Origin of the sequence: Pelagibacterium xiamenense (assembly GCF_021166475.1) — a bacterium.
Lineage (GTDB): Bacteria > Pseudomonadota > Alphaproteobacteria > Rhizobiales > Devosiaceae > Pelagibacterium > Pelagibacterium xiamenense.
Map to the genome: position 1 here is coordinate 320095 of NZ_JAJOYS010000001.1, position 15798 is coordinate 335892.

General features: G+C 62.6%; 16 protein-coding genes. 3 read left to right on the top strand and 13 right to left on the bottom strand.

The features are described from left to right. Positions 1-3: 3 nt before the first annotated feature. The 9 genes from tsaE to LSG43_RS01665 form a co-directional block, all read right to left on the bottom strand. Positions 4-477: a tRNA (adenosine(37)-N6)-threonylcarbamoyltransferase complex ATPase subunit type 1 TsaE gene (tsaE, locus tag LSG43_RS01625; RefSeq protein WP_231800762.1), complete on the bottom strand. Its 474-nt coding sequence runs from the start codon at positions 475-477 to the stop codon at positions 4-6. Between the two features lie 3 nt (positions 478-480). After that, the gene (locus LSG43_RS01630; protein ID WP_231800766.1) at positions 481-2949 is read right to left on the bottom strand and encodes a sensor histidine kinase; all 2469 of its coding nucleotides are present in this window, start codon (positions 2947-2949) and stop codon (positions 481-483) included. Between the two features lie 209 nt (positions 2950-3158). Next, the gene (ahcY, locus tag LSG43_RS01635; protein WP_231800768.1) at positions 3159-4562 is read right to left on the bottom strand and encodes an adenosylhomocysteinase; all 1404 of its coding nucleotides are present in this window, start codon (positions 4560-4562) and stop codon (positions 3159-3161) included. A 94-nt stretch (positions 4563-4656) separates the two neighbouring features. Then, positions 4657-5178 carry a DUF2937 family protein gene (locus LSG43_RS01640; RefSeq protein ID WP_231800770.1) on the bottom strand — a complete coding sequence of 174 codons (522 nt, stop codon included), beginning with the start codon at positions 5176-5178 and terminating at the stop codon, positions 4657-4659. Positions 5179-5195: 17 nt separating this feature from the next. Further along, on the bottom strand, positions 5196-5507 hold the full coding sequence (locus tag LSG43_RS01645) for an HPr family phosphocarrier protein (RefSeq protein WP_231800771.1): 312 nt from the start codon (positions 5505-5507) through the stop codon (positions 5196-5198). Between the two features lie 5 nt (positions 5508-5512). Further along, positions 5513-5911, bottom strand: coding sequence for a PTS sugar transporter subunit IIA (locus tag LSG43_RS01650; protein ID WP_231800772.1), 399 nt, complete (start codon positions 5909-5911; stop codon positions 5513-5515). A gap of 97 nt (positions 5912-6008) precedes the next feature. Continuing rightward, positions 6009-6470, bottom strand: a complete 462-nt coding sequence (locus tag LSG43_RS01655; protein WP_231800773.1) for an HPr kinase/phosphorylase — start codon at positions 6468-6470, stop codon at positions 6009-6011. Continuing rightward, on the bottom strand, positions 6467-8257 hold the full coding sequence (locus tag LSG43_RS01660; RefSeq protein ID WP_231800774.1) for a sensor histidine kinase: 1791 nt from the start codon (positions 8255-8257) through the stop codon (positions 6467-6469). Before LSG43_RS01660 ends, LSG43_RS01655 begins: the two co-directional genes overlap by 4 nt. A gap of 7 nt (positions 8258-8264) precedes the next feature. Beyond that, positions 8265-8981, bottom strand: a complete 717-nt coding sequence (locus LSG43_RS01665; protein WP_231800776.1) for a response regulator transcription factor — start codon at positions 8979-8981, stop codon at positions 8265-8267. A 312-nt stretch (positions 8982-9293) separates the two neighbouring features. Between LSG43_RS01665 and LSG43_RS01670 the strand changes: the two genes are divergently transcribed. Then, the gene (locus LSG43_RS01670) at positions 9294-10892 is read left to right on the top strand and encodes a phosphoenolpyruvate carboxykinase (RefSeq protein ID WP_231800778.1); all 1599 of its coding nucleotides are present in this window, start codon (positions 9294-9296) and stop codon (positions 10890-10892) included. A gap of 86 nt (positions 10893-10978) precedes the next feature. Here LSG43_RS01670 and LSG43_RS01675 read toward each other — a convergent pair whose 3' ends face one another. Then, positions 10979-11377 (bottom strand): nuclear transport factor 2 family protein, encoded by a 399-nt coding sequence (locus LSG43_RS01675; protein WP_231800780.1) that lies wholly within the window; start codon positions 11375-11377, stop codon positions 10979-10981. Continuing rightward, entirely contained in the window at positions 11370-11927 is a 558-nt protein-coding gene (locus tag LSG43_RS01680) for a peroxiredoxin-like family protein (protein ID WP_231800782.1), read from the bottom strand. Before LSG43_RS01680 ends, LSG43_RS01675 begins: the two co-directional genes overlap by 8 nt. Positions 11928-11997: 70 nt before the next feature. Here LSG43_RS01680 and LSG43_RS01685 point away from each other — a divergent pair, with 70 nt between their 5' ends. Further along, entirely contained in the window at positions 11998-12606 is a 609-nt protein-coding gene (locus LSG43_RS01685; RefSeq protein WP_231800784.1) for a TetR/AcrR family transcriptional regulator, read from the top strand. Between the two features lie 101 nt (positions 12607-12707). Here the strand turns inward: LSG43_RS01685 and LSG43_RS01690 are convergent, their stop codons facing one another. Further along, positions 12708-13304, bottom strand: a complete 597-nt coding sequence (locus tag LSG43_RS01690; protein WP_439651990.1) for a cell wall hydrolase — start codon at positions 13302-13304, stop codon at positions 12708-12710. A gap of 340 nt (positions 13305-13644) precedes the next feature. On the opposite strand from LSG43_RS01690, the gene LSG43_RS01695 reads away from it, so the two are divergent. Further along, complete coding sequence (locus tag LSG43_RS01695; RefSeq protein WP_231800786.1) at positions 13645-14841, top strand: MFS transporter; 1197 nt, start codon at positions 13645-13647, stop codon at positions 14839-14841. On the opposite strand, the gene LSG43_RS01700 is transcribed toward LSG43_RS01695, so the two are convergent. Further along, positions 14836-15723, bottom strand: a complete 888-nt coding sequence (locus LSG43_RS01700; protein ID WP_231800788.1) for a cation diffusion facilitator family transporter — start codon at positions 15721-15723, stop codon at positions 14836-14838. The genes LSG43_RS01695 and LSG43_RS01700 overlap by 6 nt on opposite strands. Positions 15724-15798 lie beyond the last annotated feature (75 nt).

The window sequence follows — 15798 nt, forward strand, 5'->3', positions numbered from 1 at the left end:
GGCCTAGTCTTGCGGATTGACGGCCCAGGGCGCAAGGGCCAGAGCGAGGGGATCGAGACTGCGGCCTCCGCGTTCGGTGATCGTAAGGATGCGTTCCTCGCCCGGCCCGTGCAGGGCGAGGGTGACCGCATAGCCGGGAAGCGTTTCAAGATGCGGCGCGCGGTCGGGCCATTCGACGAGAACGACAGCCTCCGGGTCGTCGAGAAGCCCCAGTTCATCGATCTCGTCTTCGTGCGAAAGCCGGTAGAGATCGGCATGGACAACACCGGGATAGGGCTGCACCAGCGCGAAAGTCGGCGATGGGACGTCGAGATCGGCGTCCTCGAGCCGGGCGCGGATCACCGCGCGGGCAAGCGCCGTTTTGCCCGTCCCGAGATCGCCATAGAGCGAAACGACATCGCCAGGCTTGAGGAGCCGCGCCAACGCAGCGCCGATGGCATCGGTTGCCGCCGCATCATGTGCAAAGAGTGTCAGCATGGGCTATTCGCCCGCGTTGAGCGCGGCCTGCGTGTTGGCCGGGACGATCACCGTGACCTTCGTCCCACGCGGTTCGCGTGCGTCGACCGAAACCGTGCCGCCGTGCAGGTTGACGAAGGTTTTGACGATGGCGAGCCCGAGCCCGGCGCCGCGCTGCCGCCCCTCGACCGACTGCCCCTCAAAGCGCTGGAACATGGCCGAGCGCATGTCCTCGGGGATACCGACGCCCTCGTCCTCGACGGTAAAAACGATGCGGTCGCCGCGGGCGGACACGTCGAGCCAGATCCGCGCACCCGGGTCGGAAAACCGTGCTGCGTTCGACAGAAGATTGTAGAGCACCTGCACGATCCGCGTGCCGTCGGCAACGAAGCTCGGCAGGTCGCGGGCGATGTGCACCTCGAGGTCCACCGGACGCTCCGAGCCGGAGGACGCGGCGGAAAGCCCGGCTTTGGCCTTTTCGACGACGGTTTCGATGTCGAGCACCGAGGTGTTGAGCTGGGCAATGCCCGCATCCACGGTGGCGAGATCGAGAATGTTATCGATCAACAGCCCCAGATTGGCGCTCGAGGAGCGGATATACTCGGTATAGGTCCGCTGGCGTTCGTTGAGCGGGCCCACCTCCTGGCTCGCGAGCAGATCGGCAAAGCCGATGATATTGGTGAGCGGAGAGCGCAGTTCGTACGACACGTTCTGGACGAAGGTGTCCTTGAGCTTGTCGGCGGCGATGAGCGCCTCGTTGCGCTCCTTGAGCACGCGCTCGTAATTGGCGCTTTCCGAGACATCGACAAAGGTCATCATCGTCTGCCCGTCGGGCAGGCGTACGATGGCGTAGTCGAGGAGCCGCCCGTCCGAGCGTGAAATCCGACCCTTGGTGTCAGAGCGGGTCGGGTTGAGATCGATGATGCCCTGCTTGAGCTCGCGCCAGATGCGGGCGCCGTCCTCGGGGAAGGTTTCGCCCGCGGCCTGGGTCAGTTCGTCGATGTGCGGGTGGTTGCCCAGGGCGTTCATCGGCAGCTTCCAAAGAAGCGACAGCCGCGGGTTGTGGAGCTTGAGCCGTCCGTTGGTGCCAAACACGGCAACGCCCTCGGTGAGGGCGTTGAGGGTTTCGCGCTGCACGTGCATGAGCGCGTTGTGCCGTGTTTCGAGCGCGAGGCGCTCGGTCATGTCTTCAAAGACGTAGATGACTCCGCCCGTCCCGGTCGCCGGCGCGGCGATGACGTTGGCGCAGCGCCCGTCGGGAAGGTACCAGGGCGTTTCCCGCGGCGCGGTGAGGGCATAGCTCATCAGGTGTTTTGCGCGCCAGTCGCGGTAGTCGGGCTCCGAAGGCAGGAGCCCCTGCGTGCGCAGCCTGTCGAGGATGGCGCGTTCGTCCGGCTCGGTATTGAGCCAGTCCACGTCCAGCCCCCAGAATTCGGCATAGGCGCTGTTGTAGTGGGTCAGCCGGCGGCCCTTGTCGAACACCGCGACAGGCGTCGCGAGCGCGTCGATCACCGTTGTCAGATGCCCGAGATCGGGCTCGGTCCGCTCGGGCTCGGCCTTTTGCGGGCGCGCTTGCGGCAGATAGCAATAGCCTGCGCTGCCGCCCGAGAGCGGGAACAGGACGAGGTCGAGCTTGCCCGCAGTGGCGTGTTCTTCGGTTAAGGCGATGGTGTCGCTGGCATCCTCGAGCGAGCGGATGTGCCTTTCGCGCGTCTTGACATCGAAGATGTCCGGCGCGGTGCCGCGTTCGCCCTTGAGACCCAGAGAGCGGGTGAAATGGAGGTAGGCAGCGTTGGCGTAGACGAGCAACCCGTCCTTGTCGCGCAACCATGCCGGTATGGTCAGGTTGGCGAGGATCGCCTGCGCATCCGCGAGCGAGGGGATACGGGTAAGGGCATCGCCCTGCAACGGCGGTTCGACGGTCGCACCCGAGGGACGCAGCCGTACAACGGCGGTGCCGCCGATCAGCCGCCCCGCCGCCCGGATGATGCGTCCATCGCGCGCAGGGACCGAAATCTCGAAGGTCCGCCCATCGATCCTTAGGTCCGTCAGCCTGTCGGCCAGGTCTTTAGCCGGGCCGGTTTCGAGCCATGCGCGGAAATCGAGCACCGCTTCGGGCCGCGTCTCGCCCGGCAGGATCTCGGTAACCGGCCCCAGGATGGAAGGCTCGAGCCCGGCGTCCTTCCAGATGATCGTGACTTCGGGCATGCCCGACAAAAGCGTTTCGAAATCGTCGAGCGCGGCGCGCATGGTGCCCAGGCGATCGGTCGAGCGCCGGTGCGCGGCTTCGGCGATCCGGCGCCATTTGACCGCCATCAGCGTTGCCGCGATGCCGAACCCGGCCGCCCCGAGCGCGATGGCATAGGGCGCCGCGCTGGCGACGGATGCGCTTGTAAGGGGCGCGGAAAGGGCGGGGCTTGCCGCAAAAAGGGCAAGGTGTGCTGTCGAAAATGCCAGGAATCCCGTTGGTTTCCGGAATCCAGCCGGACGCATACCTCTTGCCCTTGTTCTGTTGAAACGTGCCCGCCCTTTGGTCGCCGCGACCGGGCGACCGAATCACTTAACCATACCCGGCGCCCGAATCGCCTCCAAGAGTCAAACTCGCGTTTGCGTGGATAACTTTCCCCTTGCGTGGCACCAAAGGGGTGATTTGTTTTTGTCCGGGCAAAGAAAAAGGGCCCCGCAGGGCCCTTTTGAAAGGCTTAGTACCGGTAGTGATCGGGCTTGAACGGGCCCTCGGGCGTTACCCCGATATAGGCGGCCTGGGTGTCCGAAAGCCTGGTGAGCTTGGCGCCGAGCTTTTCGAGATGCAGCGCGGCGACCTTTTCGTCGAGATGCTTGGGCAGGACGTGCACGGCGTTCTCGTAGGCGTCCGCCTTGGTCCAGAGTTCGATCTGCGCCAGCGTCTGGTTGGCAAAGCTCGCGCTCATGACGAAGGACGGATGCCCCGTCGCGTTGCCGAGATTGACCAGACGGCCCTGCGAAAGAAGGATCATCCGGTTGCCGGTCGGGAAGGTGACAAGATCGACTTGCGGCTTGACGTTGGTCCAGGGGAAGTTCCGCAGTTCGGATACCTGGATCTCGTTGTCGAAGTGTCCGATATTGCAAACGATCGCCATGTCCTTGAGCTGGCGCATGTGATCGATCGTGACGATATCCTTGTTGCCGGTCGCCGTAACGATGATATCGGCGGTGGGCGCGGCGTCTTCGAGCGTCACGACCTCGAACCCGTCCATCGCCGCCTGCAGCGCACAGATCGGGTCGATCTCGGTCACCTTGACCCGCGCGCCCGCGCCTGCGAGCGACTGCGCCGAGCCCTTGCCCACATCGCCATAGCCGCAGACGATGGCGACCTTGCCGGCCATCATCACGTCGGTGCCGCGGCGGATGGCGTCGACGAGGCTTTCACGGCAGCCATACTTGTTGTCGAACTTGGACTTGGTGACGCTGTCATTGACGTTGATCGCCGGGAAGGGCAGTTCGCCGCGCTCGTGGAGCTGGTAAAGCCGCATGACGCCCGTCGTGGTTTCTTCGGAAACACCGCGGATGTTCGCCTTGACCTTGGAATAGAAGCCCGGCTCGGCCGCGAGGCGCTTTTTGACCTGCGCTGCGAAGAATTCCTCTTCCTCGCTTTTAGGGTGCGCGATGACCGAAGGATCGGTCTCAGCCTTTGCGCCGGTCAAAACCAGCATGGTGGCGTCGCCGCCATCGTCGAGGATCATATTGGCGGTTTCGCCATTGCCCCAGTCGAGAATGCGGTCGCAGAAATCCCAGTATTCCTCCAGCGTTTCGCCCTTGTGCGCGAAAACCGGAATACCCGCGGCAGCAATCGCGGCGGCGGCGTGGTCCTGGGTGGAAAAGATGTTGCACGATGCCCAGCGCACTTCGGCGCCAAGCGCCACGAGCGTTTCGATGAGCACCGCGGTCTGGATGGTCATATGGAGCGAACCGGCGATCCGCGCGCCCTTGAGCGGCTGCGCATCGGCGAATTCGCGCCGGATCGCCATAAGGCCGGGCATCTCGATTTCGGCCATTTCGATTTCCCGCCGGCCCCATTCGGCCAGGGAGATGTCCTTGACTTGATACTCGGTCGCTGCCGGTTTCATAGCCGCCTCGTCTTTTTGGAGTTTCGATCTGGGCCCGGTTTATACGCGGGCAGGCGGTCCGGTACAATACGAGATATAAAGATTTATTTATATCCTAACGCCGAGCGTCCACCCTCGGGCGCCGTATCTTGCGGCGGAAGGGCGCCGACGCGGCGGTGGTGCCGCCCCATGTCAACGCGTACCCGGCCACGAGCCCGGCGACGGCAAAGCCGAGCCCTTCGATACTGGCAGGGATGGCGGGCGTGAAGTCCTCAAGCGCGGCGGCGCCGACGTCGCTGTCGAAATAGCGCGCCAGCGACATGGTCTTTTCGATGGGATCGGCGGTCCTGAGTTCTCGCAACTGCGTCGTCAGCTCGTCATAGCGGGCAAAGACACGGCGTATCGACGTTCCGCGGTCGTTGAGGAACGGATCGGCGCTCGCGTCATAGCGCGCAAAACCTTCCTCCCGCGTCAGCCCGCTCGCGGCGGCATCGCCGTCGAACCGCGCGATCACCGCTTCAAGCTCGTCAATCGCGCCGCCAAGCCGCTGGGTATAGTACTGGGTGTATTCGGGGACCTGGGAAAAGGTGAGCGCGCCGAAAAGAGCACCGGCAAGGCAGAGTGTGCGCTTGATCATGGTGCTCCCGTTGCGGCTTAAAGCGTCAGGTCCTGGGCAGCTTCGTTGTCTTCGTCGAACCCGCACGTCACGAGGTCCGCCAGAGCTTCTATGGCTTCGCGGGCCTCATTGCCGGTGGCGCGCACGAGTATGGTCGAGCCCGGCCCGGCGGCGAGCATCATCAGCCCCATGATGGAAGTGCCGCCCACCGTCATGCCGTCGCGGGTAACCGTCACCTCCGCGTCGAAATGATCCGCGGTCCGTACGAACCGGGCCGAAGCGCGTGCATGAAGCCCGCGCTTGTTGCAGATCGTAAGCCGTTGGCATACGGCCCGGTCCGGTTCAGCCATTGCACTCATTTGCCCAACACATCGTTTGCGACGTTAATATACTTGCGGCCCGCATCCTGTGCAAACCGCACCGCCTCCTTCATATCGGCATCGGCGCGGATCCGTGCAAGCTTTACGAGCATCGGCAGGTTCACCCCCGCAATCACCTCGATATTGCGGCCCTCCATCACCGAAATCGCCAGATTGGACGGGGTGCCGCCGAACATGTCGGTGAGAATGACCACACCATCGCCGCTCTCGACCCGCTCGACCGCCGAGATGATGTCGGTGCGCCGGGCCTCCATGTCGTCTTCCGGGCCGATCGAAACCGCCTCGATCGCCTCCTGGGGGCCGACCACGTGTTCCAAAGCGGCGCGAAACTCGTCTGCAAGCCTGCCGTGGGTCACAAGGACCATGCCAATCATACGCTGAGCTTTCCGTCAGTAGGCGCCGCAACCGGGGCGAAGTGTTGTCCCGAAGGCATTTGGATTCAAGTCATAATTGGGTAGTTTGCCCCGCTTATCACGCCATCGCGCCGAGCGCGCGAAGCGCCGCGTGCACGAGGAAGCGCTGATGCAGCCCGTCGACCAGCCCGCGGCGGGGTACGGGGCAACGTGGAACCCAGATGCCGTGGATCTGGGTCGTCAATTCCCGCTCTTCGAGCAGCCGCTCCATGGTGTCGACAAGCTCGACCACCAGATGCACATGCGCGGATTCGGCGTAGGGCAGTTTTACGATGCCGCGTCCACGCAACTCGATCAGCCCTGCAATTGTCGCCGGCGGCTCCATCACCAGCCCGTCCTCGTCGACGCTCAGATCGACCCGGTCGTCGGAAATGAGGAGCGCGTCTTCCCCGCGCAGCTTCGCCTGTTCGAGCAGGTCGAGCGCGAGGAGGGATTTTCCGGCACCCGAAACGCCGGTGAGCAGAATGCCGTGGTGCGCAACGAGTATGCCGGTGCCGTGGGTGTTATGTTTTTGCGTCACGATCTGGCCCGTGGAAGAGTGAGTCTGAATACCGCCCCTGATCGGTCATCCCGGTTCCCTGCTTCTAGCGTGCCTTTGTGCGCCTGTGCAATCTGGCGCGAGATCGAAAGGCCCAATCCCGAGTGGTCGCCGAACGATTCGCCTTCCGGCCGGTCGGTATAAAACCGTTGGAACACCTTTTCGGTATCTCCCGAAATCCCGCGCCCCTCGTCCTTGACGCAGGTGACGATGGTGTCGCCTTCGATCGACACCGTAACGGTCACCGTCCCGCCGGGCGGCGAGAACGACACGGCGTTGTCGATCAGATTGGTGAACACCTGCGCAAGGCGGTTGTCGTGGCCCTTTACGATGGGTTCGCCCTTGCCCTTGGGCGTTTCCAGAACGACCCGCACGTCGCGCTTTGCCGCAAGGTCGGACTGGATCGAGACGATGGCCTCGGCGAGCCGCGCGACATCCACCGGGTCGGTGTTTTCGCGCGCCAGCTCGGCATCGATGCGGCTCGCGTTGGAAATGTCCGAAATCAGCCGGTCGAGCCGGCGCACGTCATGCTGGATGATCTCGGCCAGCCGCTCGCGGTCGGTCTCGGACTTGGCGAGCGGCAGGGTTTCGACGGCGCTCCTCAAAGAGGTCAGCGGGTTTTTGAGTTCGTGCGCGACGTCTGCGGCGAACCGTTCGATGGCTTCGATGCGGTTGTAAAGCGCGTTGGTCATGGCCCGCAGCGAGCCCGACAAATGCCCGATCTCGTCCGAGCGCTCGGTGTAATCGGGAATTTCCGCCCGCGCTTGCATTGACGTCTGCACCCGCTCGGCGGCCTCCGAAAGCCGCCGCATCGGCCCGGCGATCGTCCCCGCGAGCAGGACCGACATGAGCCCCGTCACCGTCGCGGCAACTGCAGCGATCCGCAGGATGCTCCAGCGCTCCTGCGCAACGATCTGGTCGATGTCGCCCGGCGTGGTCGACAACAGCAGCGCCCCGATCACCGCCCGCTGGCGCTGGATCGGAACGGCGACCGACACGACGAGCTGCCCGCGCTCGTCCTCGCGTACGATATCGGCGGGAGAGCCGCTGAGCGCCGAGGACACTTCGGGGTAGTTAAGCCCCTCGTCGACGCCGTAGTCCTGGTAGCGCGGGTAATCGGCCGAACCGAAGAACCGCGAGATCGCGCTCCACCACTCGAAAAGGAAGAACTCGCCTTGTGCCGGCGTGCTGATATCGGTCGAGCGGAGGATCTCCCCGCTCGCATAGATGTTGTTGGAATCGAGGATCAAAAGCCCCGCATCGTCGTAGATACGCGCCCGGGTGCGGGTCGGCGTGACGAGGTTGCGCAGGAGCGGCGCGATGCGTTCGGGATTGATGGGGAACTGCAGCGTCGGGTCGAAGAACGAGAACGGTTCGGAGACCTGGCCCTGGTAAAAATCGAGCAGCCGGTCGGGATTGACGCTGATGACGTCCGAATCCGCGGTCGCCGAAGCAGCGATCGCTGCGGAAATGATCTCGCCCTGCACCCGCAGCGACTGCACGCGCACGTCGATGAGGCCGGAACGGAAGGTGTTGAGATAAAGGATACCCGAAACCAGCAACGCCAGCGCCACAAGGTTCAGGATGACGATTCGGCGGGTGAGCGAGGCAAAGAAGGTGAAATTGATAACCCGGCCCACCCCGCGCGCAAACGCAAGGACCGGACGCAGAAAAGGTCTGCGTGCGGTCTCCGGCGGCTTGCCGGTGGCCGCATCGGGTGCTTCCGCGCTTTCGGTGCGGCTCGGCTCTCGCGAAATCCGGTCGTCCAATGACGGACTACTGCTCCTTGAAGCGATACCCCACCCCGTAAAGGGTTTCGATCATGTCAAAGCTGTTGTCGACGGCTTTGAACTTCTTGCGAAGCCGCTTGATATGGCTGTCGATGGTCCTGTCGTCAACATAGACCTGATCGTCATAGGCCGCATCCATCAGCGCATTACGGCTTTTGACCACGCCCGGGCGTTGCGCGAGCGAAAGCAGAATCAAAAATTCGGTGACCGTCAGGGTCACCCGCTGCCCGTCCCACGTACAGGTGTGGCGCTCCTGGTCCATCACCAGCGCGCCGCGCTCGAGCGTCGCCCTGGCGCCGGCGTCTTCCCCGTTGACGGCGACCGCCCCGGCCTCTTTGGGCGCGGCGACCCGGCGCAGCACGGCCTTCACGCGTTCGACCAGAAGCCGCTGGGAAAATGGCTTCGTAATGAAGTCGTCCGCCCCCATCTTGAGCCCGAACAGCTCGTCGATTTCTTCGTCCTTGGACGTCAGAAAGATGACCGGAACGTCCGATTTCTGCCGCAGACGGCGCAGAAGCTCCATCCCGTCCATGCGCGGCATCTTTATATCGAGAATGGCGAGGTCGGGCCGGTCCGAGCTCAACCCTTCAAGCCCCGAGGCGCCATCGGTATAGGTCGCAACCTGATAGCCCTCGGCTTCGAGCGTCATCGAAACGGAGGTGAGGATATTGCGGTCATCGTCGACAAGCGCGATTTTCGGCATAAAGGTTCCCTTTATACTGGCACCTGACCCAAGACAAAACGGGCGCAGACGCGGTCAACGGGCCAGTTGTTGTTTTCGATGTCGCGTTTTGGCCCGTACATTACGCGTAAATTATGGCAACGGCCAATGGTTCCGCCTTTCGGACACGCCACAACGCCGGTCCACCGGGCGTCTTGCCGCCTAGACGAACGTCTTAAGACCCATTGCCAGATGGCTCCACCCATATGGTGCGCCTATTGTCATCGCCAAGGTCGGCGGGGGCACCAAAATGCCGCGCCGTGCCGTTTTTCACCGCTGTTTGAGAGTTGAGCCATGACGAAGACGACCTGCCAGAGCCTCGCCGCGACCATCGCAGCCAAGGCCGAGAAGGTGTATCTCAACGACCCTGCGCCCGCGCTCGTCGAATACGCCGTGCGCCGCGGGGAGGGCACGCTGAGCGCCGATGGCGCCTTTGTCGCGGATACCGGCATTTTTACTGGCCGCTCGGTCAAGGACAAGTTCATCGTTCGCGACGAGAAGACCGAAAACCTTGTCTGGTGGGACAACGCCAACGCGATGACGCCGGCAAGGTTCGACGCGCTGCTCGAGGATTTCGTCGCTGCGCTCGATGGCTGCGAGGTTTTCCACCAGCAGCTCTATGCCGGCGCCGAACTCCGGCATCAGAACAATATCGCGGTGCTTACGCCTTCTGCCTGGCACGCGCTTTTTATCCGCAACCTCCTCATCCGGCCCGCCGCCGCGGCGCTGGAGGGGTTCGCGCCCGACATCACGATCGTGCACAACCCCGGTTTCCGGGCCGACCCGAAAAAGCACGGCACCAATAGCGATACCGTCATCGCGCTCGATCTTTCGCGCAATATCGTTCTGATCGGCGGTACGGCCTATGCCGGTGAAATCAAAAAGAGCGTCTTTTCGATCTTCAACTTCCACGCGCCGAGCCAGGGCGTTTTGCCCATGCACTGTTCGGCCAATGTCGGCAAGGATGGCGATACGGCGCTCTTTTTCGGGCTCTCTGGCACCGGCAAGACGACGCTTTCGACCGATCCGGCGCGTGTCCTGATCGGGGACGACGAACACGGCTGGTCCGATGACGGCGTCTTCAACCTCGAAGGCGGGTGTTACGCCAAGACCATCAATCTTTCGGCCAAGGCCGAGCCGGAAATCCATGGCGCCACCAAAGCGTTCGGTACCGTGCTCGAAAACGTGGTGCTCCATCCCGAGACCCGCGAACCCGACTTCGCCGACGGCTCGAAGACCGAAAACACCCGCGCGGCCTACCCGCTTTACGTGCTCGACAACGTCTCGCGTACGGGCACGGGTCCGACGCCGACCAACGTCGTGCTCCTGACCGCCGACGCCTTCGGGGTCCTCCCGCCGATCGCGCGCCTCAACCCCGAGCAGGCGATCTACCACTTCCTCTCCGGCTATACCGCCAAGGTCGCCGGCACCGAGCGCGGGGTCACCGAGCCCCAGGCCACGTTCTCGGCCTGCTTCGGCGCTCCCTTCATGAGCCTGCACCCCACGGTCTATGGCCGCATGCTCAAAAAGCGGTTGAAAGACAGCCTCGCCGAATGCTGGCTGATCAATACCGGCTGGACCGGCGGCCCGTATGGCGTGGGCAGGCGCATCTCGATCAAGGACACGCGACGGCTTCTGGACGCGGCCCTTTCGGGCGAACTCGTCAACACCGAGACCCGCATCGACCCGGTTTTCGGTTTCGCGGTGCCGCGAGCGGTCGAAGGCGTCGACGCCGCGCTTCTCAACCCGCGCGAAACCTGGGCGGACAAGCACGCCTATGACCGTCAGTCGGAAAAACTGGTGGCGTTGTTCGAGGCCAATTTCGCCAAGTTCGGCGCCGCCGACGCCCAGGTTGCCGAAGCCGGACCCCGGCTAGCCGTCGCAGCCGAGTAAGCACCCAGGCCAATATCTAGAGGCTCCGCCGTTTCCGGCGGGGCCTTTGTTTCTGCGCAGGGCCGATGTTACGGCCCCGTCCGCCCTCAGGCGGCTTCGGCGTCCGGCCGGCTGAAGTTCACTTCGCGCGTGACCTGCCAGCGTCCGTCCTCGAAGACGAAATCGATGCTCAGATCGATCAGCCTATTGGGCCCCCCGACCGGAATTTTCCGCGAAATCAGAACATGTCCACGATCCCCGGACACCGTGAGGCTGTGGATTCTGGCCCACATGTGGTCGTCCGGGTTCTTGTCCTTGAACGTCTGCTCCAGCAGCGCCATGAAGTCTTTCTTTTCAAGAGTCACAAGGTGCCCGTCTATACTCAGATCCATCACCACGATGTTGTCGTGATAGATGCTGTCGAGCTTTTCCATGTCGGCGCTGACGCCGGCTTTCATCAATTCTTCGACCCTGGCGCGCAGTGTGGCTTCAGTTATTTCAGACATGTTCACTCCTTAAGGTTTGGACGTAAGTCCCGTTGATTGGGGCGTCTTTCATTGGCCCGCGCCGAAAGCCGATGCCCTTGGCAATCCACTCCAGGTTGGGGCGTGAAAAAGGTACGTTCGAGGTGTCCACGATTTGCACGGTGCCGGTCTCGTCGATGACGAACAAACCCGGTTCTGCGAAGGGCCCGTCGACGTCGATCCCGTTTCGCGGGCCGGAAATGTGTAATCCCAACTCCAGCATCTGCGGAATGCTCAGGCCATACGCGACATCGAACGCCGGTGAAATCTGCGTCATGTGCGCGGCCGCTCGGGCTTCGCTATCAGCCGATATGGCGATCACATCCACGCCGAGCGCCTTGAAGTCCGGCAAGGCGGAATTGAGTTCGTTGAGATATGTCGTGCAGAGCGGGCAATGCTTGCCGCGATAGACGACCACAAGCATCCAATCCAGCCCATTGCGGGGCTTTGAGATTTCGCGCCGGCCACCGCCGAGCACAGGAAGTTCGATCGCCGGAAACACCGATCCGGCGGCGCCTTTTTTGCTGGTCACTTGAAGCGATTCCCTTTATGTATGGATCGATACATAAAGCGAGGCGCATGAGTGCGTCAAGGAATATATATTGAGCGATACAAAAAAATTAGGCCGCCCCCGGAATTTCGACTACGACAACGCATTGCTCCAGGCGATGTCGGTATTCTGGGTCAAGGGCTATGATGGAGCTTCGATGCGTGACCTGACCGGTGCCATGGGGATCTCGGGGCCCAGTCTCTACGCGGCTTTTGGTGATAAGCGCGACCTCTACCTGAAGACGATAGACCACTACTGCTCGGCGGACGCCTGCACGCCGCTTGTGGCTCTGGAAGGCGAAGAGGATATTGAAAAAGCGCTTCATGCCTTCCTGTCCGAGGTTATTCGCTCCGCAACAGCGCACGAAAGCGGCGCCAAGGGGTGTTTCCTCGCGTCCAGCGTCGTGGCGTGCGTCGGGCATGTCGATGGCGTGGGCGAGCGTGTCGACGCCGCCATCGACGACACCGAGAAGAGGTTGACCGCACGCTTCGAGCGCGAGATCCAAAAGGGCACCTTGCCTCCGACCTTCCCGGCGCGGGAACGGGCAGCACTGCTTTTCGATATCCGGCAAGGCTACATGTTTCGCGGCCGTGCGGGCTGGTCCAGCGATCGCATGCAAAAGGACGTTGCCGACCGGGTCAGAATGTTGCTGTCAACCTAGGCGGTTCAAACCGGACATAAAGCCCAAGCCACCGTCCCAACGCCATCCTGGCGGCGATGGGTACTGCGTTGGCGCCATTGCAAGCCGCCGCCGGACGCGGATCAATAAAAGATGTGGTTGCCGATCGCGGCGACCTGCGCATAGGCCGATGCCCAGGATGGCGAAACCGAGGTGGTGTGGAAATGCATCGCCGTTTCAAGCCCTTCGGCGGGCGTGTCCCCCTCGAGGAACTGGTCATAGGCGGCAAGCGCGATGACGTGCGATTTCACCCAGGATTGGCGGTCGATGATGTTGCCGTATCCGCCATCGTCGGGCCGCCCGTCGCAAGCAAACGAGAACTGGCAGCGGTTGCGCATATGCGCATTCTGAAACACCACGCCGCAAACGCTGTCGGGATAGCGCGCCGACTCGACGCGATTGAGGATGACCGAGGCAACCGCCCATTGGCCTTCTTCGGGTTCCCCGCGGCTTTCGTGATAGACGGCCTGGGCCAGGCAATAGCGCTCCGCCGCCGCAATTTCCTTGCGTTCCTCTGTGGGAACAAACGACGTCGCGACATACTCCGCGAGCAGTTCGGGCGTCAGCGCACGGGCCTCATCGGCTTGCGCCGGCACCGAAACCATCAGCAAAAAAGTGGAAATCATGGCGCCGAAAATGCGCCGTTTTATGCCATCGGTGGCGTTGCCGCTAAGCGCCATCGTTCCTTCTGCCCCCGTCTTCCGGACATTTCTGCCCGGCGCCCTCATGCGCGGAAGACCCTACAAAGACCAATCGATTAACGCATTATTAAGCTTAATCGATGGTTAACGGCCTTCTGTTTAACCCGTTATGGGACCGGGGGTAAAGACCTCAACTTGGCGTGGGGTTAGGCAAATGCGTGCAATTTGAACCAAATACGCCTCGTCTGCGGCTTCGGACGTGACAGACGGCCCGCGATTGCCTATGAACTGCACTAACATGTCACTTACCGCACCTTCACCCCCATTGCGAGAACTGACCCCGCGCCAGATTCAGTGGATCGGCGGAGGATACCTTGCGATGTTTTCATCGCTCGCCGGGCAAACCCTGTTCATCGCGCTGTTCGGCGCCGCGATCCGCGCCGAGTTCGGGTTGTCGGACGGGCAGTATGGTCTCATCTACACGGCGGCGACGCTGTGCTCGGCCATATGCCTGATATGGGCCGGTACGCTTCCCGACAGGCTCCCGGCCGCCGTGCTCGCCGGAGGAATTGCCGCGGGTCTCACGATCATGTGCCTGACAATCAGCTTTGCGCCGAGCGTGCTGGTTTTGGGCATCGCGTTGTTTGGTTTGCGGTTTTTCGGCCAGGGCATGACGACCCACAATGCCGCGACGGCGATTTCACGGTGGTTCAACCGCTTTCGCGGGCGGGCCCTGGCGATCTCGCAATTGGGGCTCAACACCGGCGAGGCCATCCTTCCGGTGCTGGTTGCATTCGGTATTGCCGCGATCGGTTGGCGCAGCGTCTGGCTCGTCGCGGCTGCGGTCGTGGCGCTCGTTCTGGCGCCGGCCATCGTCTTTCTTTTTGCCAACCCGCCGGACGGAAAACGCGCCCGGGCTGCCGGGTTTACCAATCCCGACGCCGCGAGCACCGAGCACACCGGCAGCCAGTGGACGCGGCGCAAAGTGCTCGCCGACCCTGTCTTTTGGCCCGTGCTCATCGGGCTTCTGGCAATGCCGGCAATCTCGACCGCGATCTTTTTCCACCAGACCAATCTCGTCGCCGACAAGGGCTGGGGGCTTCTGACGTTCGCGGCGTTTTTCCCCGTAATGTCAGTCACTTCGGTCATCTCCTCGATGGCGAGCGGGTGGCTCATCGATCGCTTCGGCGCCTATAGGCTGCTGCCCTTTCTCCTGCTGCCCGCCGCGCTCTCGCATCTATTGATCTGGCAGTTCTCCGCCTTCTGGGTGATCCCGGCGTTCTTTCTTCTGAACGGCTTCACCAATGGCGCCAACGGGACCATCATGAACGCCATGTGGGCCGAGCTCTACGGCACGCGGCACCTTGGATCGGTGCGGGCGATCGCGACGTCCGCCATGGTCCTGTCTTCGGCCGTAGGGCCTGGAATCGTTGGTGTTTTTATCGACCAGGGCGTGTCTGTCGCCGCGCAGGGACCGTTTTTTGCGGGCTATTGTATCGCCGCCAGCATCGTCTTTTTCACTCTGCAGGGCCGTCTCGAAATGCGGAAGGAAGCGCTTTACGCGCCCTCGCTATAGGACCAGGACGCCGGTGTGTTTGGCTTTGTCCTCGGGCTCCACGTGAATCGTGATAAGGCTTTGAGGCGCCACATCTTTCAGCGCCGCTTCGATGCGGTCACAGATGGCGTGTGCGGCCTCCACGCTCATCGTGCCCGGCACCACGAGGTGGAAGTCGATGAAGGTCATGCGGCCCGCGCGGCGGGTGCGCAGATCGTGCGCCTCGATGGCGCCCTCGGCATTGGCGCTGATTAATTCCCTAAGAGTTTCAAGGGTTTCTTTCGGGACCGCGATGTCCATGAGGCCGCCGACGCTGCGGGCGATGAGCCTCGTGCCGGACCACAGGATGTTCAACCCCACGATGACAGCAATGAGAGCATCGAGGGCTTCCAGGCCCGTTACGATGGCGACGATGAGCCCCACGATGACACCCGCCGAGGAGACGACATCGGTCAAAAGGTGCTGCCCGTCCGCCTCGAGCGCCGGCGAGGAGAAACGCCGGCCCGCGCGGATGAGGATAAAGCACCAGATGGCGTTGATTATGCTCGCCACCGCGTTGATCGAAAGCCCCTCGACCGGCGCGGTGAGCATGGCCGGGCTTTCGAACGCGCGCCAGGCTTCCGAGAAGATCATGAGCGCAGCCACGAGGATGAAAACGCCCTCGACAACCGCCGAGAAATATTCGGCCTTGTGATAGCCGTAAGGCAGCGCCGCGTCGGCGGGCCTTTGCGCGAGCGAGACCGCGACGAGCGCGGCAACCGCCGTCACCACATTGACGATCGATTCGAGCGCGTCCGAATAAAGCGCGACCGACCCCGTGAGCGCCGCCGCCCAGTATTTGAGCGCCAGGACGAGGACGCCGATGACGATACTGCCGATGGCCAGTTGGACGGGCTTGCTCATGCGTCCGGCATAAACCCGTCCGGGCGTCTTGTCTATCTTCTTGATTTTAAATGCAAATGCTTCGCAGAGGCAGCA